This window comes from Arthrobacter sp. 001422645 (genome assembly GCF_059816125.1).
On the sequence record NZ_JCBANT010000010.1, the window covers coordinates 89607 to 107866 of the forward strand.

General features: G+C 68.7%; 17 protein-coding genes and 2 riboswitches. Of the genes, 5 read left to right on the top strand and 12 right to left on the bottom strand.

The features are described 5' to 3' along the window. Positions 1-123 precede the first annotated feature (123 nt). The 7 genes from AC6EUH_RS11920 to AC6EUH_RS11950 form a co-directional block, all read right to left on the bottom strand. Positions 124-1209, bottom strand: a complete 1086-nt coding sequence (locus tag AC6EUH_RS11920) for a hypothetical protein (RefSeq protein ID WP_499738760.1) — start codon at positions 1207-1209, stop codon at positions 124-126. Then, the gene (locus AC6EUH_RS11925) at positions 1206-2501 is read right to left on the bottom strand and encodes a glycosyltransferase family 2 protein (RefSeq protein WP_499738761.1); all 1296 of its coding nucleotides are present in this window, start codon (positions 2499-2501) and stop codon (positions 1206-1208) included. The genes AC6EUH_RS11920 and AC6EUH_RS11925 overlap by 4 nt, the downstream gene beginning before the upstream one ends. Then, positions 2488-3432, bottom strand: a complete 945-nt coding sequence (locus AC6EUH_RS11930; protein ID WP_499738762.1) for an ATP-grasp domain-containing protein — start codon at positions 3430-3432, stop codon at positions 2488-2490. The genes AC6EUH_RS11925 and AC6EUH_RS11930 overlap by 14 nt, the downstream gene beginning before the upstream one ends. Next, the gene (locus tag AC6EUH_RS11935) at positions 3429-4334 is read right to left on the bottom strand and encodes a PIG-L deacetylase family protein (protein WP_162238827.1); all 906 of its coding nucleotides are present in this window, start codon (positions 4332-4334) and stop codon (positions 3429-3431) included. The genes AC6EUH_RS11930 and AC6EUH_RS11935 overlap by 4 nt, the downstream gene beginning before the upstream one ends. Positions 4335-4775: 441 nt before the next feature. After that, positions 4776-5798 carry a PLP-dependent cysteine synthase family protein gene (locus tag AC6EUH_RS11940; protein ID WP_499738763.1) on the bottom strand — a complete coding sequence of 341 codons (1023 nt, stop codon included), beginning with the start codon at positions 5796-5798 and terminating at the stop codon, positions 4776-4778. Beyond that, positions 5758-7407 (bottom strand): aromatic amino acid ammonia-lyase, encoded by a 1650-nt coding sequence (locus tag AC6EUH_RS11945; RefSeq protein WP_056430843.1) that lies wholly within the window; start codon positions 7405-7407, stop codon positions 5758-5760. Before AC6EUH_RS11945 ends, AC6EUH_RS11940 begins: the two co-directional genes overlap by 41 nt. Before the next feature lie 4 nt (positions 7408-7411). After that, a complete protein-coding gene (locus AC6EUH_RS11950) occupies positions 7412-8704 on the bottom strand; it encodes an NtaA/DmoA family FMN-dependent monooxygenase (RefSeq protein WP_499738764.1) in 1293 nt (430 codons plus the stop codon). Between the two features lie 187 nt (positions 8705-8891). Beyond that, positions 8892-9006, top strand: a riboswitch (SAM riboswitch). Positions 9007-9100: 94 nt separating this feature from the next. On the opposite strand from AC6EUH_RS11950, the gene AC6EUH_RS11955 reads away from it, so the two are divergent. Genes AC6EUH_RS11955 through AC6EUH_RS11965 form a run of 3 tightly spaced genes read left to right on the top strand, consistent with a single transcriptional unit; the run spans position 9101 to position 10953 of the window. Beyond that, positions 9101-9328, top strand: coding sequence for a DUF1737 domain-containing protein (locus tag AC6EUH_RS11955; RefSeq protein WP_499738786.1), 228 nt, complete (start codon positions 9101-9103; stop codon positions 9326-9328). Continuing rightward, positions 9325-9744 (top strand): rhodanese-like domain-containing protein, encoded by a 420-nt coding sequence (locus AC6EUH_RS11960; RefSeq protein ID WP_499738765.1) that lies wholly within the window; start codon positions 9325-9327, stop codon positions 9742-9744. Before AC6EUH_RS11955 ends, AC6EUH_RS11960 begins: the two co-directional genes overlap by 4 nt. After that, positions 9745-10953 (top strand): O-succinylhomoserine sulfhydrylase, encoded by a 1209-nt coding sequence (locus AC6EUH_RS11965; protein WP_056430849.1) that lies wholly within the window; start codon positions 9745-9747, stop codon positions 10951-10953. It abuts the gene before it with no gap. Here the strand turns inward: AC6EUH_RS11965 and AC6EUH_RS11970 are convergent. The 5 genes from AC6EUH_RS11970 to AC6EUH_RS11990 form a co-directional block, all read right to left on the bottom strand. Next, positions 10950-12134: a glutamate--cysteine ligase gene (locus AC6EUH_RS11970; protein ID WP_056430850.1), complete on the bottom strand. Its 1185-nt coding sequence runs from the start codon at positions 12132-12134 to the stop codon at positions 10950-10952. The genes AC6EUH_RS11965 and AC6EUH_RS11970 overlap by 4 nt on opposite strands. Positions 12135-12233: 99 nt before the next feature. Further along, positions 12234-13757, bottom strand: coding sequence for a UDP-N-acetylglucosamine 1-carboxyvinyltransferase (locus AC6EUH_RS11975; RefSeq protein ID WP_056430853.1), 1524 nt, complete (start codon positions 13755-13757; stop codon positions 12234-12236). A gap of 96 nt (positions 13758-13853) precedes the next feature. After that, the gene (locus tag AC6EUH_RS11980) at positions 13854-14657 is read right to left on the bottom strand and encodes an energy-coupling factor transporter transmembrane component T family protein (protein WP_056430856.1); all 804 of its coding nucleotides are present in this window, start codon (positions 14655-14657) and stop codon (positions 13854-13856) included. Continuing rightward, positions 14654-16285, bottom strand: a complete 1632-nt coding sequence (locus AC6EUH_RS11985) for an ABC transporter ATP-binding protein (protein WP_499738766.1) — start codon at positions 16283-16285, stop codon at positions 14654-14656. The genes AC6EUH_RS11980 and AC6EUH_RS11985 overlap by 4 nt, the downstream gene beginning before the upstream one ends. After that, a complete protein-coding gene (locus AC6EUH_RS11990) occupies positions 16285-16929 on the bottom strand; it encodes an ECF transporter S component (protein ID WP_499738767.1) in 645 nt (214 codons plus the stop codon). The genes AC6EUH_RS11985 and AC6EUH_RS11990 overlap by 1 nt, the downstream gene beginning before the upstream one ends. 65 nt (positions 16930-16994) lie before the next feature. Beyond that, a riboswitch (TPP riboswitch) is annotated at positions 16995-17138 on the bottom strand. 196 nt (positions 17139-17334) lie between these two features. On the opposite strand from AC6EUH_RS11990, the gene AC6EUH_RS11995 reads away from it, so the two are divergent. Together AC6EUH_RS11995 and AC6EUH_RS12000 are read left to right on the top strand one after the other, a co-directional pair. Then, positions 17335-17901, top strand: a complete 567-nt coding sequence (locus AC6EUH_RS11995; RefSeq protein ID WP_056430865.1) for a heme-degrading domain-containing protein — start codon at positions 17335-17337, stop codon at positions 17899-17901. 41 nt (positions 17902-17942) lie between these two features. Beyond that, positions 17943-18206, top strand: a complete 264-nt coding sequence (locus tag AC6EUH_RS12000) for a DUF4235 domain-containing protein (RefSeq protein WP_056430868.1) — start codon at positions 17943-17945, stop codon at positions 18204-18206. Positions 18207-18260 lie beyond the last annotated feature (54 nt).

Consider the following 18260-nt stretch of genomic DNA (forward strand, 5'->3'; position numbering starts at 1 on the left):
GGTCCCCAGTTCCTGTGTGATGTGGTCATGCACCGCTCCCAGACGCGATAGCCGAGAGCCTACGACATCCGTTGCACGAAGGGAAAGACAAACGCCACGGCAACGACACGCCTGTCGGGCCGGCTAGGCCCACGCCGTCCGGAGCGCCTCCCAGGCGTCGTCGTCGAGCATGCTGGACGGCGTGACGGCGACGGCGGTCGCCCCGCCCGAGATGGACGCCGCCAGCGCGGCTGCCAGGTCCGCCGCGGAGATGCTGCCACCCGTCGCCCACATCCCCACCGAAATGACGAACTTGGGAGAGCGCTTCGCCATGGCCCGGGCCAGTTCGGCGGAGTATTCGGGCTCCTTGCCGTTGAGCCCGAAGTAGTTCCACACCACCAGCCGGTCCGCGGCCGAGGCCAGGAGGCCGTAGTCGTGACCGCTCTCCGTGCGGTCGCCCGCCGGATCGTCCCACGGAGCCCTGACGTCCATGTCCAGGGTGGCCCCGTTTTGGTGTGCGGCCGCCGCCGCCTTCGCCACCACGGAGGCCAGCGCCGCGGAACGCCACGTCGCGATGCTTGGATGCCCGACGTCGATGTCCCCGCTCGCCTGCCTCGGCCAGTCGGTGGCGCCGCTGGCCAGCATGTAGGAATCGCGGTCATCGCCCCCGTAGGTGTTGTTGTCGAACATCAGTTCGGTCAGGGCCACCGCGTCCGGCTGGTAGCGTTTGGTCACCTCGGCCACGAACTCCACCAGCCGCTCCCCGGCCGGACCGGTGGTGAGGGCGGTAACGCTGGCGAAGTCCGTGGACCGGGTGCCGTCGAAGTTGATGCCCGCCAGGCCGGGATTCGTGCTGATCCAGCCCGGGATCAGCAGGTCGACGGTTAAGGTGACCTTCCGCTTCCTGCCGTCGCTGCCGGTTCCGAGGGCCTTGATCGCCTCGGCGACGTGGTCCCGGCCCGGGACGGCTTCCAATTCCGGGTAGGCGGCCCAGGGGAAAGCCGTCCAGTCCAGCCGTCCGACGCTGATGGTCACGCTGTTGGCGTTGACCTCGTCGAGCCTCTTGGCCAGGGCCGGCAGGGTGTGGGCGGCATCGACGACGGTTTCGTAACCGACGCCGACGGTCCGTTCCTCGGCTGGCGCCGCGACCGCACTCGACCCCTCCTGCGGCCCGGAACACGAGGTCACGGCGAGGGCCAGCACGGACAGGAGGCCCACAGCCCGTCTCAAGCCCGCGCTTCCGCGCGTGGCGCCGGGACAGTCACGCTGACGATTCCGGTCCGGGTGAGCTTGTTCCAGCGGGCTTCCTTCCTGCGCAGCTCCTGGTTGAGGGCGGCGACCATGGTCAGGCTGGTGAACACGGAATACAACGGGATCAGCGGCAGCACCCAGATGTGCCGCAGGTCTTTCCATGCCCGGTTCATGCCCAGGGCGCACACCGTCAGAACGAGCGTCACGATGATGCCGAGCCAGCCCAGGAACGCCCAGGCGTCGCCGCCGAGCGGGCTGTAGCCCAGAGCGAGGAGGAACGCCAGGTCAAGGAGGACCAGGATCTGGACCACTGGCAGGACCACCATGGTGATGGCGTTGAACAACAGGTAGGCGCCGAACCTGCCGTGCCGGAGATTGCCGATCATGCCCCTGTGGACGGCCATGGTCTGCAGCAGGCCGCGGGCCCACCGGACCCGCTGCCGCCACAGGGCCCGGATGGTCGACGGGGATTCGGCGTAGACCAGCGCCCGCGGCGTGAAGATAACGCGGTAGCCCGCCTTGTGTACCCGCCAGGTCAGCTCCAGGTCCTCGCCCACGGTGTCTTCGCGGAACAGCCCGATTTCCTCCACAACCTTGCGCGGGAAAGCGCCAATGTTGCCGGAGACGATAGGCAGGCATCCGATTACGGTCAGTGCGCGCCGGACCATACCGGTGCCGATGTGGCTGATGAAGGCCAGCATCCGGGTCTGGGCCCGGTTCAGGTTCACCGGCCGGTCATCGCCGCAGACGGCCCCGGTGCGCCCGTCCTCGAAGCCCTGGAGCATTTTCTCGACGGTGTACCGGGAAAAGATACCGTCCGCGTCAACGAACATCAGGACGTCGCCGGTCGCGTTGCGGATTCCCAGATTCAGGGCGGCTCCCTTGCCTGCGTTGGCCTGTGTCAGGACCCTGATCCGCGCATCCCCGGCGGCGAGACCTGCCATCAGCTCTGCCGTGTTGTCGGTTGAGCCGTCGTCCACCAGGATCACCTCGTACCGGTCATACCGGGTGAGCTGGATCGATCGGACGCAGTTCTCGATGACGGTTGCCTCGTTGTAGGCGGGCACGATGATTGACACGCTGGGCCATTCGTCGTGCAGCGTAGGGGCTTCCCGCCGCCGCCGCCTGGCAGCGCGGATTTCAAACCAGACGGAGAGCGGCAGCACCAGAAGTTTGACGAGCCCGAAGACCAGGACGGGCAGGCCCAGCACGAGGAGCAGGAGCTGCGCTCCGGGGAGGGCTGCCGCGAAGGATGATTCAAACCAGGACATTGGCGTACGCTCCTGTGCTTTGCCGGAAGGATGCCGGATTGAAGGATGGGAGGGCGAAGGACGCCAGCACGGCGTCGAGCAGTTCCGGGGCCCGTGCGCTGTTCGCGCCGAACCGGGCGTTCACCTCCAGGACCACGGGGGTCCCGTCCGCGCGGCGGCGGACATCCACGTCCACCGGGCCGGTGAGGCCCAGTGCGCGGACGGCGGCAAGCGCCACATTGCCGACGTCGATCGCTTCGCCCGCGTCGGTCCGGCGGGTGGTGACGGCGTTCCCGATGTTGCCCTGCGCCAACTCCGTTTTCTCCACCACGACGACGAACGGTGCGGCGACGTTGTGCGCGGGCGTGCCGAACACCATGGGACCGTACTCGACGCCCGGGATGAACTCCTGGACGATCTGCCCGGCCGGGAGACGGTGCCAGTCCACCTCCGTGCTGCCGTCGATGACCGTCACGCCGCGCCCGCCTCGCGAGACGCGGGGCTTGACGACGATGGGTCCCCCCAGCGCGGCCATGGCCGCGTTTGCGTCGGCATAGTCGCCGGGCACCCCGAAGCGCGGCGCCGGGACTCCGGCCGAGTGCAGCTGCCAGGCGGTGAAGAGCTTGTCGTCGGCGAGCGCCACCGGCCCGGGATCCCCAATAATCACGCGGACCTCCGCCCCGAACGCCGCCCGGTACGCCGCAAGCTGCGGGAGTTCCTCGCTGACGGTGGGGATGATCACGTTGATGCCCTCCTGCACCACAATCCTGCGAAGCGCGGAAACCAGGTCCGGGTCTGAGGCGGGCGGGACGGGAACCACCGTGAGGCCCGCCCCGGCGGGAAGCTCGCGGATGTCGGTGCCGAGGACGGGAATGCCGCGGTCTTTCAGTTGGGCGGCGACGGCACGGCCCGCGGGCCCTCCCGCGCCGGTGACCAGGACGCGGGGCTTCACAGCTTCTCCAGTTCCGTGTTCAGGAGGCGGATGGGCTCATAGGCTTCGGCGACCCTGCGCCGGGCCTGCCCGCCGCGGAAGGAAGCAATGCCGCGGACACGCTCGGGGGTCATATACGGCTTGGTGAGCTGGTCGCTGTGCATCTTGACCGCCTGGACCTTGGCATCCATGTAGTCGTCAATATCGACGAATACGCTCGGATTGAATTCGCGCGTTGCCGAGGGGCTCTCGTAGCAGAGGATGGAGTGGTGCTGGCGGGCTGCCCGCAGCGTGGCCTGGTGGACGGCCTGGTGGTCCTGGTGCTGGTCATGGTTGGAGTGCGTCAGGATGATGTCGGGGTTGTAGCGGGCGATCGCGGCCTCGATGACACCGACCATCTCCTGGCTGTGCCGGTTGAGTTCCGTGTCGGTGAAATTGTGGTGGGCCATCCCGGTGAGGCCCATGAACGCCGCGCCGCGCTGCGCATCCAGCGAACGTTCCAGGGCGTCCCCGCCGCGCTTGCCGTCGCTCATGACGAGCCCCTGGACCTCGTGTCCGGAGTCCACGAATTTGGCCAGGGTCCCCCCGCAGGCCAGTTCAAGGTCATCCGGATGGGCGCCGATTGCCAGGACACGGCGGGGCTGGCGGGCCGGAACTCCCCCGGTGCGCAGGGCCGTCATGACCACACCCAGTGCCGCGAGGCCGCCGACGGTTGCGGTGAAGTTCGCGGTCCGCCAGAACGGCGTTGCCTCGAGGAGGAAGCATGCCAGATTCGTCACGAGCAGTGTGCCGCCCACACCGAGGGAAACCTGTCGCAGCAACTCGGGCCGGCGCAGCCGGCGATGGAACCAGGAGCGGCCGACGGCGGCAGCAACCAAGAATGTGATCAGGAAAACAATCATCAAGACATATATCGAGACCATGAAATTCAATTCCTTCGTAGAAGTACCGGCAGCCCTCAGCGCTGGACCGGGAATAGAGCGTCAGAACGTCAGATAAGGCCGCGCGAAAGAGCCGGGCCTGGGTGCGGAAGGTGGACCATTCGTGGAGCAAGTCCAGGGCATCTCCGGCAGGACGCAGGACGGCAAACAGCGCAGCCGCAAATCGGCGGCACTTGCACGTCTGAGTGTTGACCAGCGCTTATGTTGCACAGCGCGATTACCCCCCCCGGCATGTTGCGTGGCATGTGAGACTTTCTGGAGACCTTGGACTTGCTCTTCAGTAAAGTCGAGTCGCCTATCAGTAGGCCCGAGTAGGCGTTACTCGAAACTTTCTGGTTCTGAATTCAATACGTGGGCGGGTAGTACTCGCATTGATTAATTCGACTACCCGGAGCGCGCTATTCCTGCCGCAATTCCCTGCGATTACTCGTCGCGGGCTGCTCCGGAGAGATGGATGTGGTTTTCGGCCAGCCAGACAGGATTGAAGGCCTTGCTCACGTAGTTGCTTCCGGCGTCGGGGGCTATGGCCACCACCACCGAGCCGCGCGGTGCTGCGAGTGCCACGCGGAGTGCGGCGGCCACCGCGAGTCCGGAGGACGGGCCCAGGGACAGGCCCTCCGCGTCCAGCAGCCGGTGTGCGGTGGTGTACACCTCGTCGTTGGGGATGCGCAGGAAACGGTCCACCGCGGCGCGGTCAAAGACCTTGGGCCAGTCGGCTTCGGGCCAGGTGTTCCCCACCCCGTCCACCAGGATCGGTCCCGCATGCCCGCCGCTGTACACCGAACCGAAGGGATCGGCCGCGATGACTTCCACCTGTCCGGCCGATCGTTCCTTGAGGAAGCGGCCGGTGCCGCTGATGGTCCCGCCGGTGCCGACTCCGGCCACGAAGTGCGTGACCGTGCCGCCGGTCTGCGCCCAGATCTCCGGCGCCGTGGCGTCGTAGTGGGCCTGCGGGTTGGCCGGGTTGTCGAACTGCAGCGGCCGCCACGCACCGGGCGTCTCCGCGGTAATCCGCGCCGCCACCGACCTCGCGTTTTCCGGCGATCCGGACGGCGCATCCCAGTCCGTCACCACCACGCGGGCGCCGTAGCGGTGCAGGGCCGCGAGCTTCTCGGCGGAAATCGAGTCGCCCGTCACCACCACCACCGGGTGCCCGGTCAGCGCCCCGATCAGGGCCAGCCCGATTCCGGTGTTCCCGGAGGTGCTCTCCACGATTGTGGCGCCGGGCTGCAGTGCGCCGCTGCGCTCGGCGGCCCGGATCATACTCAGGGCCGTCCGGTCCTTGATCGACCCGCCCGGGTTGTCCGATTCGAGTTTGACGTAGACCGCGCTGGCCAGGCCGCCGGCGACGGCCCTCAGCCGCACCAACGGGGTGTTCCCCACCTGGGCCAGGACGGCGTCCGCATCATTGGGCAGCAGTTCCGCTACCGTGTGCTTCCCCGTCATGGCGTCTCTCCTCCCCGGCAGCTGGTTCCGCGAGCGCCGAACGCAGAGCGCCGCGCGCCGCGTCCAGCAGTTCCGACGCCGGCAGGCCGCTGTCCGCGCCGTGGGCCAGGACCCTGGCCAGGCGAGCCTGGACCGCACCGGTCCCAGCCCCGAGCGGACGCGTCGCCGGCTCCACCGCGCCGTCACCCGCGGCGCCGCCGCCCCCCGCACCCGCCCGGGACAGCAGGTAGGCCGCGGTCAGCGCCTCGATGGTGAAGAGCTTCTCGGCCGCCTCCGCCGAGCGTTCCAGCTGCTGCAGGGCCAACGGCGCCAGGGTGGAATGGTCCTCCACGTCGGCGGACAGGGTGGGCGCCCCCAGCGTGGCCGGCGCCGCGAGGGTCTTCAGCTCGGCCAGCAGCCCGGCGGCCGAGTACCACAGCAGACCCGGCAGTTGCTCGCGTTCCAGGGCCGTTCCGTCCCTCGCCGCGGCAAGGTGCTGCTGACGGATCCGGCGCTGCGGCGGATAGAGCTTGGCGATCCGGCGTTCGCTGCTGATGCCGAGGTGGGCCAGGCCCACCCGGAGGGCCTCAAAAGCCAGGGCCAGCTGCATGGGCTGGAAGTTCCCGCCGGACACCATCCGCCCGGAGGCCAGGTCGGTCAACGGATTGTCGCCTTGTCCGTTGAGTTCCACTTCGAGGGCTTCCTCGAGCGCGCTGAGCTGCCAGCGGTAGGCGCCATGGGTCTGCGGCGCGGCCCGGAAGGACAGGGCGTCCTGCACCGAGACGTCACGGCCGTCCTGCTCCAGCCATCCGCCGCGAACCAGCCGGCGGACGTTGCCGGCGGACACGGCCTGGCCGTCGACGGCCTTGGCCGCCTGCACGGCCGCGGAGAAGGGGCTGAGGTTCCCGCCGCCGTCGTACCGCGCGGTGGCCTCCAGGGAGAGCGCCAGCGCGGTGTCTGCCAGGTCCGCCAGGCCCAGGAGACGCCCCAGCAGGAGCGCACCCACGCCGATCGAGTAGGAGTTGGCGCTGACGAGCGCCAGGGCCTCCCCCGGCGCCAGGGTCAGCGGCTCCAGTCCGGCGGCGGCGAGCGCCTGGCCGCCGGGGACGGGCGGCCCGTCCGGAGAGAGAACCCGCCCCTCGCCGATGGCGACGGCGGCGACGGCGGCGAGCTGGGTCAGGTCCGAGGATCCCACGGAGCCGTCGCGCGGAATGGCGGGAAGCACGCCGCGATTGAGCAGCCGGGCGTAGAAGCGGGCCGTCTCGGGGCGCACCCCCGAGCCTCCGCGGCTGAAGCCGATCAGCCGGGCGAGGACTGTGGCGCGCGCTTCGGCGGCGTCCAGCATCCCTCCGACGCCGCTGTCGTGGTAGCGGACCACCTGGACCTGGTAGGCGAGGATCGATTCCTCGGCCACGGCAGTGTCGCGGCCGGACCCCAGCAACGTATTGAGGCCATACACCTTGTGGCCGGACTCGATGGCCCGCTGGACCACTTCCCGCGAGCGGCCCAGCACTTCGAGGGCCTGTTCGCTCAGGACCACAAGGACCGAAGGGTCCGCGGCAGCCGCTGCGACCTCCCGGGCGTGCAGCCGGGCCGTGCCGATGAGGAAGGTTGCTGCCGCGGCGTGCATGGCGCTAGAAATCCAGCAGGTTCCGCCGGAACCCGTCGCCGTAGCTGGTCCGCAACAGCCCGCGGCGGCGCAGCACGGGGGTCAGCCGGTCCAGGACGCCGTGGACGGTCACGGGATCCACGAACCCGGAGAAGAGGAAGCCGTCGCCGCCCACCTGCGAACCGGTGCCCTCGAGGTAATCCGCGATCTCCTCGGCGGTGCCGATGATGCTGTCCCCGGCGCCGCCGCTGCGGGCCTGGAGGAGCTGGCGCAGTGTGGAGCCCGGCGGCCCGGCCTTGGTGAAGTGGTCGAGGGTGCCCTGGTTGCTGTTGGTGTGGAGTTCCGGCAGCGGGGCGTCCAGGTCGAACTGCTTGAAGTCGATGACGGAGAGATAGGAGATGGAGTTGAGCTGGCTGTCGATGTCCCGCTGTGTGAGTTCCCTGCGCCGGGCCCTCAGGTCCTCCGCTTCCGCCTGCGTGCCCACCACCGTGGGTTTGAGGACAAACAGCACCTTAACGTCGTCGGGGTTCCGGCCTGCGGCGGCGGCTTCCGCCCGGATGGAGTTCCGGTACGCCCTCATCCCGTCCGCTCCCCGTGCCAGCGCAATCGCGACGTCGGCGTTGCCCCCGGCGAAGGCCTTGCCCCGCGGGGAGGCGCCCGCCTGCACCAGCACGGGTTCCTCCGGCAGCGGTGCGGTGTTCAGCGGCCCGCGGACCTTGAAGAACTCGCCGTCGTAGTTGATCGGGTGGACCTTAGTGTGGTCCGCGAAAACGCCGTCTTCGGTGTCCTCACGGATCGCGTCCGGTTCCCAGCTGCGCCAGAGCCGCCGCACCACGTCCACGAATTCCTCGGCCTTCTCATAGCGCCGGTCGTGTTCGATTTGCTGGTCAAGGCCGTAGTTCTGCGCGGCGAGGTCGCTGCCGGAGGTCACCACGTTCCAACCCAGCTGCTGGTGGGAGAAGTGCTGCAGCGTGGCAAGCAGCCGCGCCGCGGTGAACGGCGGGTAGAAGGAGGCGCTGATGGTCGGCACGATGCCCAGATGCCTCGTGGCGCAGAACAGGTACGGCACGAGGGCCAGCGGATCGTGTTTCGGCGCGAAGGACGCCTGGGCCAGGGAAACTTCCGCGCTCCCGCCGTAGGTGTCCGGGACGGTGAGGGAATCCTCGATGATGAACAGGTCCAGCCCGGAGCGTTCAAAGGCCCGCACCGCGTCCTGGTACAGCGCCGGCTTCCTCCAGTCGTAGCCGATCCCGTAACCGGGGGTACCCCAGCCCTGCACACCGAAGCCGTGGCCCACGAACCAGCCGAAATGCAGCATGGGGCTGGCTGTAGGGGCATCCGACGCGTTCACGGCCACCTGATTTCATCCGGGGTTAAGGGACTGCATCTCCCGTCATTATCCTCCCGGGAGCGCCGATTGGGTCCCTGCGGTCCGGCGGATTCCGTTACTTAACATGACGTGCGCGGCGGTGCCTGCCGGCGTCGCGGGTGTTACGTTTTTGGTGAGTAATGAGAACCGGCGCCAAGCCCTGACTGGCCGGTCGGCAACCCTCCCTTTCGCGGCGGGGTGCCTCAGGTGAATACTCGGCACATCGAAAATTCGAGCTGCAAGCGTGAAAGAAGGAGATCCGTCGTGCCTGACGCGTCCGCCCCCGCTGTCCCCGATACAGCACCCACCACAGCCCCCGCCGTCCCCGGCGCCGCCGAAGAGAAACTGGCCTACCGCCTGTTTACCGGCCCCGATGACCGGGCCTTCTGCGAGCGGGTCTCGGCCGCCCTCGCCGAGGGTTATGTGCTGCACGGGAACCCGTCCGCCACGTACAACGGCATCAACGTCATCGTGGCCCAAGCCGTGGTGCTGCCGGCCGCGGTTGCCAGCGCCGATGCCGCCGTCGCCAATGCCGTGGATGACCTTGAGTTCGACGGCGAGGGCCACGCGTGAGCTACGCCGGGGACCTCAACCCGCAGGAAGCCTGGGCCAAGCTGGAGGACGGCGCCATCCTGGTGGACGTCCGCACCGAAGGCGAATGGGCCCACATCGGCATCCCGGACACCGCAGCTGCCGGCACCAGGCCGAACGCTCCGCTCTTCATCCAGTGGAACCTTGCCGGCGGCCTCCCCAATGCGCGGTTCATCGAGCAGCTGAAACAGCAGACCCCCGACGGCGAAGGCACCGAGCTGGTTTTCCTGTGCCGTTCCGGCGCCCGGTCCATCGCCGCCGCGATCGCCGCGACGGACGCCGGCTTCACGTCCTACAACGTCCTGGAGGGCTTCGAGGGCGAGCCGGACCGCCACGGTGACCGCACTGTCAACGGCTGGAAGAACCGCGGCCTGCCCACCAACCCCGGAAGGCACTAAGTGACCTTCAACCCTGATGCCGCCGGCTGGAGCGCCGACACCCAGGCCGTCCGCGGCGGACTCGACCGCACCGGCTTCCAGGAAACGTCCGAGCCGGTCTTCCTGAACTCCGGCTTCGTCTACGAATCCGCAGCCGCCGCGGAGCGCGCCTTCACCGGCGAGGACGAGCGCTTCGTTTACTCCCGCTACGGCAACCCCTCGGTGGCCACGTTCCAGGAACGGCTCCGGCTGCTCGAAGGCACGGAGGCCTGCTTCGCCACCGCCTCGGGCATGTCCGCCGTCTTCACCGCCCTCGGCGCCCTCCTGGCCGCCGGCGACCGTGTTGTCGCGGCCCGCTCGCTGTTCGGCTCGTGCTTCGTGATCCTCAACGAGATCCTTCCCCGCTGGGGCGTGGAGACGGTGTTTGTGGACGGCCCGGACCTGGAGCAGTGGCGCTCTGCGCTGTCGGAACCCACGACGGCGGTGTTCTTCGAGTCGCCGTCGAACCCGATGCAGGAAATCGTGGACATCGCCGCCGTCAGCGAACTGGCGCACGCCGCCGGGGCAACGGTCGTCGTCGACAACGTCTTTGCCACCCCACTGCTGCAGCGCTGCGGGGAGCTCGGCGCGGACGTGGTGGTCTACTCCGGCACCAAGCACATCGACGGCCAAGGCCGTGTGCTCGGCGGCGCGATCCTGGGCACCAAGGAATTCATCGACGGCCCGGTCAAGCAGCTCATGCGCCACACCGGCCCGGCACTCTCAGCGTTCAACGCGTGGGTGCTGACCAAGGGCCTGGAGACGATGGCCCTGCGCGTCAACCATTCCTCCGCCTCCGCGCTGCGGCTGGCGGAATGGCTCGAGGAGCAGCCCGCGATCGGCTGGGTCAAGTACCCGCTGCTGCCGTCCCATCCGCAGTACGGACTGGCCGCACGGCAGATGAAGGCCGGCGGGACCGTGCTGACCTTCGAGCTCGCCCCGTCAGCCGGACGTTCGGCGAAGGAGGCCGCGTTCGCGCTGCTGGATGACCTGCGGATCATCGATATCTCCAACAACCTGGGCGATTCGAAGTCCCTCATCACCCATCCCGCCACCACAACACACCGCGCCATGGGGCCCGAGGGCCGCGCGGCGATCGGGCTCAGCGACGGTGTAGTGCGACTCTCCGTGGGACTCGAGGACATCGAGGACCTGATCCGCGACCTGGGCCAGGCGCTCAAGCAGGTCTAGCCCCGGCTGGCCCCGCCCAGCGACGAATCCTGGTCAGCCTCCACGGCCGCGCTTCCCTCCGTGGTCACCTCGACGGCGCGTTCGACGACGGCGGCCAACCCACCTGCGTGGAACGGCTCCCGCTGCAGCTGCGAACCCGTTCCTTCCGCCAGGATCCGGCTGACGCCCTCGCGGACCAGGTCCAGCTCGCCCTGCTCCGCCAGCACGGGGGCCACGAAGTCCACCAGGGCATGGACCACGTCGGCGGCCGGGGCCGGGGTAAAGGTGCCGAAGTCCAGCAGTTCCCCGCGCAGACCGCAGTTGCTGGCCTGCCAGGCGGCCATCCGCAGCAGCAGCGTCGGCACGGGGGCGGGATCGACGCCGTCGTTCCATTCGCGGGACGCCGACTCGACGAGCGCGCGGACCAGCACGGCGATCAGCGCCGCGTCCTCCGCCCGCAGGCAGACGTCGGCGACGCGGATCTCCACGGTGGGATGGTGCCGGGCCAGCCGGGCGTCGAAGTAGACCATCCCCTCGTCCATCAGGACGCCGCTTTCCACGAGCCGGGTCACCAGCCGCCGGTAGACGGGCAGGCTGCCAAAGATCATGGTGGGACCGGACCCGGGCCAGCGGTTCCAGGCCTGCGTCCGGTAGCTTTCAAATCCTGTCTCGGCACCGTTCCAGTACGGGGAGTTCGCGCTGAGGGCTATCAGCACGGCCAGCTTGTCCCGGATCCGGTCCATGACGGCCACGCCTTCCTCCGGGGACTCCACCAGGGTGTGGACGTGGAGGCCGCAGGTCAGCTGGTTCCGGACCGTGAGCCCGAAGCGCTGCTGCATGGTCATGTATCGCTTGTTCGGCGTCAGGTGTGTGGCGGCGCCCTGGGGAGAAGTGGCCAGGGCCGCGACGCGGCCGCCGTGTGCGCGGGCGGCGCGGTCCGCCCGCGCCCGGCCCTGCCTGAGCTGTCGGAGAAGTTCAGGGTAGTCCAGGCATGGCCGCGTCTGGGTTTCAATTTGCTCGAGCTTGAGCTCGTAACTGAAGTCGGCGCCGCCGTCGTGGACGGGTTGCTGCCCTGGGACAACAAGGGCAGCGTCCTGCTTCGGCGGCACCAGGCCGGGCAGCATGACGTCGGCGAGGGCAAGCAGCATCCCTGTTTCGGGATCCACTATGAGCAGTTCTTCTTCCACGCCGAAGGTGCGCATGACTCTATTGTGCGGCAGGATCCGCCGAAACGCCCGGGGTCATTTGGCCCGGGCGGGTGCGGACTGGCGCCTGGCTGTTATCCAGCGCACTCAGCGCATTCAGTCTTGGAAATACTCGATCTTCGCGCCGATGGTGTTGAGCCGCTCGGCCAGGTCCTCGTAGCCGCGCTCGATCACGTAAATATTGCGCAGTTCCGACACGCCCCGGGCGGCGAGCATCGCCAGCAGCAGGCAAGCGGCGGGGCGAAGGGCCGGCGGGCAGCCGACCTCGGCCGCACGCCATTTTGTGGGTCCGTTTACGTAGATCCGATGCGGGTCCAGCAGCTGCACCCGGGCGCCGAGTTTGTTCAGCTCGGTGAGATAGATCGCGCGGTTGTCGTAGACCCAGTCGTGGATCATGGTCTGGCCCTCGGCATTGGCGGCGATGACGGCGAAGAAGGGCAGATTGTCGATGTTCAGCCCGGGGAAGGGCATGGGGTGGATCTTGTCCTCCGGGGCGCGCAGCGCGGAGGGCTTGGTGGTGACGTCCACCAGCCGGGTGCGCCCGTTGCGGGCCAAGTACTCGCCGGACACTTCGAGCCGCTGGCCCATCTGTTCCAGCGTCGCAAGTTCGATCTCCATGAATTCGATCGGGACGCGGCGGATGGTGACTTCCGAGTCCGTGACGATCCCGGCGGTGATCAGGCTCATCGCCTCGATCGGGTCCTCGGACGGGAAGTACTCGATGTCGGCGTCGACCGCGGGGCGGCCGGTGATCTTCAGGGTGGTGGTTCCCACGCCCTGGATCTCGACGCCGAGCATCTGCAGGTAGAAGCAGAGGTCCTGCACCATGTAGTTGGGGCTGGCGTTGCGGATGATCGTGGTGCCGCTGCGGTGGGCGGCGGCCATGATGGCGTTTTCGGTGACGGTGTCGCCACGTTCGCTGAGCACGAAGGAGCGGTCGTGCCCGTCCGACGGCGGTGCCTTCACAGCGTAGTAGCCGGACTTCGCGTCGACGCTGAGGCCGAACTGGCGCAGCGCCTGCATGTGCGGCTGCACGGTGCGGGTGCCGAGGTCGCAGCCACCGGCGTAGGGCAGCCGGTACTCGCTGGATTCGTCCAGGAGCGGGCCCAGCAGCATGATGACGCTGCGGGTCCTGCGGGCGGCCTCGACATCCATCGAGTCCAGGTCCAGCACGGCGGGGCGGCGGATCTGCAGGTCGTTGGCGTTGAGCCAGGTGCACTCGACGCCGATGCTGGTCAGCACCTCGACGATCCTGTTGACTTCTTCGATCCGGGCGAGCCGCCGCAGGGTGGTGGTGCCGCGGTTGATCAGGCTGGCGCACAGCAGGGCGACGCCGGCGTTCTTGCTGCTGTTCACGTCGACGGCGCCGGAGAGGGTGCGGCCGCCCTCGACCCGGAGGTGCGTCATGGCGGGCCGTCCCACATTGACGATGCTCCGGCCGAAAATGGACTCCAGCCGCTGGATCATTTTCAGGCTCAGGTTCTGCTTGCCTTGTTCCATGCGGGCGATGGCGCTTTGGCTGGTTCCCAGCTCGGCAGCGAGCTGCCCCTGGGTCCAGCCTTTCTGGCCGCGGGCGTCGCGGAGCAGGGCGCCGACGTGTTCAGCAGTCTCTTGAGTCATCCCAAGAAAATATCACGCATGATTTATTAACCCCCCGCATTTCCGCCGGAATGCCGTTAATCTCACAGCCATACCCGCACCGTGCGATAACGATCGCTACTGCCGCGAGAGGAAGACCATGTTCCAGGTCCCCGCCGCCAGGGCAGCGGCGACCGCGGCACCGGCTATCAGCAGCCCGCCCAGGAACACCCACACGTCCAGGCCGCTGAAGACCGACTTCCGGGCCCACGTGCGGGCATCCCCGCCGAAGCCGCGAGCTTCCATGGTGACTGCCAGCCGGGAAGCGCGCCGTACGGCCTGCACCAGCAGCCCGAAGCTCTGCCCCAGGGTGGCCCGCAGCCGCTGCAGCGGGTTCCCGTGGGAACCCACGCCGCGGGCGCGCCGGGCCATGCCGATGGTCTGCCACTCCTCGGCCATCAGTCCCACCAGCCGCATCGCGGCCAGCGTCCCCAGGACAAAGCGGTGCGGAAGCTTCGCCTTCTGCGCGAGGGCGTCGGCCAAGTCCGTGGGATCCGTGCAGCTCATCAGCAGCACGGCCGGCAGCGCGATGGCCAGGCCGCGGAGCATAAAGCCGAGCCCGAGTTCCAGGGAACCCTCGCTGATGGACCAGATCCTGGCGTCGAACAGGATGGCCCCGCCGTCCGGGGCCAGGATCGTCGTGCTCCAGCCGCCCAGCGCCGCGGCCAGGATCAGTGGCCAGCCGCGCTGCCAGAGCAGTCTGACTGTCAGTCCGGCCAGCGGAAGAAGCGCCAGCTCGAAGGCGAGCGCCACGGAGGCGGACACCCAGTCGATGGACAACGCCAGCACCATCGTGATGAGCATAACGGCGGCGAATTTCGCCAGCGGGTTGGCGCGGGTCAGGACGGCAGTGTTGCCGCGGAGCGTCAGTTCCTGCCTCATGGTGCTTTGACCTTGCCACGTTCCGGGAGTTCCCGGCCCCGGTGTCCCGGGGCGCGGAGGCTCAGCTCGGTGCCGCCCAGGACCTCGCTGAATTCGGCGTCGTGCGTCACCGACACGACGGCGGTGCCGTCGTCGAGGAGTTCCGAGAGGAAGGAGGCAAGCTCTGCCCAGGTGTTGGCGTCCTGGCCGAACGTGGGTTCGTCCAGGACCAGCACCCGGGGATGGGCGGCGAGGACGGTGGCCACGGACAGCCGCCGCTTTTCCCCGCCGGAAAGGGTATAGGGATTGGCATCGACCAGCTCCGTCAGCCGGAGCCGCTCCAGCAGTTCGTCGACGCGATCCCCGCCGCGGCCCAGATGCCGGGGGCCGAACATCAGCTCGTCCAGCACGCGTCCGGTGACGAACTGGTGCTCGGGTTCCTGGAAGACGGTGCCGATCCTGGCGATCAGCTGCTGCGCCTTCCACCGGTACGGATCGATTCCGGCGCCCGCACTCAGTTCCAGGGTGGCGGACACCCTGCCGGAGACCGGCGCGAGCAGGCCGGCGAGGGTCAACGCGAAGGTGGACTTCCCCGAACCGTTGGGGCCCGTGATGGTCAGCGCCTCTCCGGCGCGGACCCGGGCCGTGATGCCGGCCTGGACGGGCTCCGGCGGCACGGGACGGAAGCCTCCGCGGAGACCGGCCCGCCGCGGCCGTTCCCGCGAGACGGCCAGACCCTCCGCGGCGAGCAGCAGCTGCCCGGCGGGGCCTGCAGCGGAAGCAGGGCCGGCGGACCGGGCGCCGCGCGCCCGGGTGGCCGGCACGTAGCCGGGCACCCAGACGCCGGCCGCGGTGAGCATGTCCCGTGCCTGCGCCAGGACCTGGTCCGGCGGCCCGTCGATCAGCACGGCGGAGTCCGTGGCGGATCCCGGCTGCAGCACCACGATCCGGTCCACAAGGTCTTTCCAGACCGCGACCCGGTGCTCCACCACCACCAGGGTGGCCCCGGTCTTCTCCAGGCAGCGGCCGACGGCGTCCCGGACCTCCAGGACGCCGGCGGGGTCCAGGTTGGCCGTGGGCTCGTCGAGCAGAATCAGCCCGGGCCGCATCGCGAGGATGCCGGCGAGGGCCAGCCGCTGCTTCTGGCCGCCGGAGAGCGCCGACGTCGGGTGGTCCAGCGGCAGCTGTCCCAGCCCGACGTCGTCGAGCGCTTCGGCCACGCGGGACCAGATCTCCGCCGGGGGAACGGACAGGTTTTCCGCGCCGAACGCGACGTCGTCGCCCAGGCGCGAGAGCACCACCTGGGTCTCCGGGTCCTGCTGCACCAGCCCGGAACGTCCGCGCCGGGACCGGGGCGGGGCGCCGTCGATCAGCAGGCTGCCGGTCTCGTCCGCGTCCTCGGCACTGCCGCCGGGAGCAAGGTCACCGCCGCCCGCGGAGCTGTCACCGAGCACCCCGGCCAGGGCGTGGAGGAGCGTGGACTTGCCGGCGCCCGAAGGTCCCAGCAGCAGCACACGCTCCCCGGGCCGGATGTCCAGGTCCAGTCCGCTCACGGCGGGCCGGGGCCGGCCGGCGTGCCGCCAGCCCCAGCCGCGTGCGGTGACCGCGGCCGGGCGGACGCTGCTGGCGGACGTGTTGAAGGCAGGCATCAGGAGAAGACGGGCTCCGAGGCCGCCTTGCGGGAGGCGAAGGAACTCAGCACGCCGGTCCTGGCCAGGCCCCGGGTGGCGAGCCAGGACAGCCCGCCGGCGATCACGGCGCCGGAGATCGCAGTGAAGATGATGTACGCCAGCTTGTCGCCGCCGGCGTAGGCGATGTTCCAGCCCCAGGGCATAAACGAATCGTTCAAGCCGCAGAACAGGCCCGCGCCGGCTCCGGCCAACAGGGATACGGGCAGGTTGAACTTCTTGTACAGGAACGCGGCGAAGACCAGTTCGGCGCCCAGGCCCTGCAGAATGCCGGAGATGAGCACCGTGGTGCCGTACTGCGAGCCCATGATCAGCTCGCCGGTGGCCGCTACGGCTTCGCAGAAGAGCGCGGCACCCGGCTTGCGGATGATGAGCATGCCCAGCACCGCCGGGATCATCCAGCCGCCGGCGTACAGCCCGGTGAGCGGCGGGTAGAGCGCATTGACGGGAGCGGAAATCAGGTTGGCGCCCTGGGACCAGGCCCAGAAGATCACGCCGCCGGCCACCGCGATCAACGCGGCCACCACAATGTCCACCACACGCCAGTTGTAGCTGCGTTGGGTGCGGGCCTGCCGGGCAGCAGATGCAGCAGATGTATCAGTCATGTCGTCCTCCTGAGGAACAGGAGGGGAGAGTGCCCGCCGGCCGCGGCTTCCGCCGCCGCTCCGGGCACTCTGAGAACTCGACTCCCTTGCGCCGGTACTAACCGGATCAGGTTCGAGGGTCTGCGGCTGTCCGCACTCTCAGCGCCCACCTGTGGTTCCCCCGGATTTCTCCGGTGATGCCCGACGGCGGCGCTCCCCTGTCGTATCTAAATGTCGCCCTTATGGGCGTGGCCCAGTTTACACCCGTGGGACCGTGATCTCCGGGGCCCGGCCGTCACAATCCGGCGGTGCCGGCGCCGGTGACCTCCGGAGGCCTTGCTTGGTAGAGTCGGCAACGCAGGGAAAACGCCGGAGGCCGCCGCGTGCCGGCCGCCCGGCGGCGGCCACTAACGGAAGCTGAATGACTTGACCACTTCACCGGCGTCTTCCCCGGACTTCGATCCGGACTCCCCCGAACCGCAGCCGCACGGATCCCTGGCGGCGCTGATCGGCCGCATCCTGGCCGAAATGGACGAGCTGCAGTTCCTGTCGTTCAGTAAGGACGACGCCCTGGATCTGGGGCTCCGCCTGGTTGAACTCGGCAGGCAGCGCTCCCACCCGATCGCCATCGACATCACCAAGGGTGAACAGGTGCTCTTCCACGCGGCGCTGGAGGGCGCCACACCGGACAATGAACGCTGGATCAGGGCCAAGCAGCGCACGGCCGTGCGGTACGAGGTCCCGTCCCTGCTGGTGGGACTCCGGGCCCGGGCCGCCGGACGGCGGATAGAGGACAACGCCTGGTTCGACGAGAAGGAGTTTGCCGCCCACGGCGGCGCCTTCCCCATCTACGTGCGCGGAACCGGGATGGTCGCCACCGTCACGGTGTCGGGGCTGCCGCAGAAAGCCGACCATGAGCTGGTGGTCGAGGCTCTGTCGGACATTCTCGGTGGTCCCGCGTCCCTGGCTGGACCGCCGGTCAAGGACCGCTAGGCTAGGGGAAGCCCTGTTTCCGCCCGCAAGGAGTCCGAAGAATGAACCTCTTCATCAAACTGTTCGGCGCCGGCATCAGCCTGCTTGCCGGCTACGTCGGCACCAAGCTCGTTGACACCATCTGGGAGAAGTCCACGGGCAGCAAGCCGCCCAAGGGCGACGACGAGGACGTTCCCACCACGCTGCACTCGGCCCTGACCTTCGCGCTGATCTCAGCGTCCGTCAGCGCCATCATCCAGGTCCTCGCGAACCGCGGCACCCAGCGCGCGATCACGCGTTACGCCAAAACCCAGGATTTGGTTTAGGCGCATCGTTTAAGGCGTTTGGTTTAGGCGCATCGTTTAAGGCGTTTGGTTTAG

Excerpts from the sequence above, each read along its gene's own strand:
- AC6EUH_RS11925 (WP_499738761.1), bottom strand. The coding sequence starts at position 2,501 with ATGTCCTGGTTTGAATCATCCTTCGCGGCAGCCCTCCCCGGAGCGCAG.
- AC6EUH_RS11935 (WP_162238827.1), bottom strand. The coding sequence starts at position 4,334 with ATGGTCTCGATATATGTCTTGATGATTGTTTTCCTGATCACATTCTTG.
- AC6EUH_RS11940 (WP_499738763.1), bottom strand. The coding sequence starts at position 5,798 with ATGACGGGGAAGCACACGGTAGCGGAACTGCTGCCCAATGATGCGGAC.
- AC6EUH_RS11945 (WP_056430843.1), bottom strand. The coding sequence starts at position 7,407 with ATGCACGCCGCGGCAGCAACCTTCCTCATCGGCACGGCCCGGCTGCAC.
- AC6EUH_RS11950 (WP_499738764.1), bottom strand. The coding sequence starts at position 8,704 with ATGCTGCATTTCGGCTGGTTCGTGGGCCACGGCTTCGGTGTGCAGGGC.
- AC6EUH_RS11970 (WP_056430850.1), bottom strand. The coding sequence starts at position 12,134 with ATGCGCACCTTCGGCGTGGAAGAAGAACTGCTCATAGTGGATCCCGAA.
- AC6EUH_RS11975 (WP_056430853.1), bottom strand. The coding sequence starts at position 13,757 with ATGACTCAAGAGACTGCTGAACACGTCGGCGCCCTGCTCCGCGACGCC.
- AC6EUH_RS11980 (WP_056430856.1), bottom strand. The coding sequence starts at position 14,657 with ATGAGGCAGGAACTGACGCTCCGCGGCAACACTGCCGTCCTGACCCGC.
- AC6EUH_RS11985 (WP_499738766.1), bottom strand. The coding sequence starts at position 16,285 with ATGCCTGCCTTCAACACGTCCGCCAGCAGCGTCCGCCCGGCCGCGGTC.
- AC6EUH_RS11990 (WP_499738767.1), bottom strand. The coding sequence starts at position 16,929 with ATGACTGATACATCTGCTGCATCTGCTGCCCGGCAGGCCCGCACCCAA.
- AC6EUH_RS12000 (WP_056430868.1), top strand. The coding sequence starts at position 17,943 with ATGAACCTCTTCATCAAACTGTTCGGCGCCGGCATCAGCCTGCTTGCC.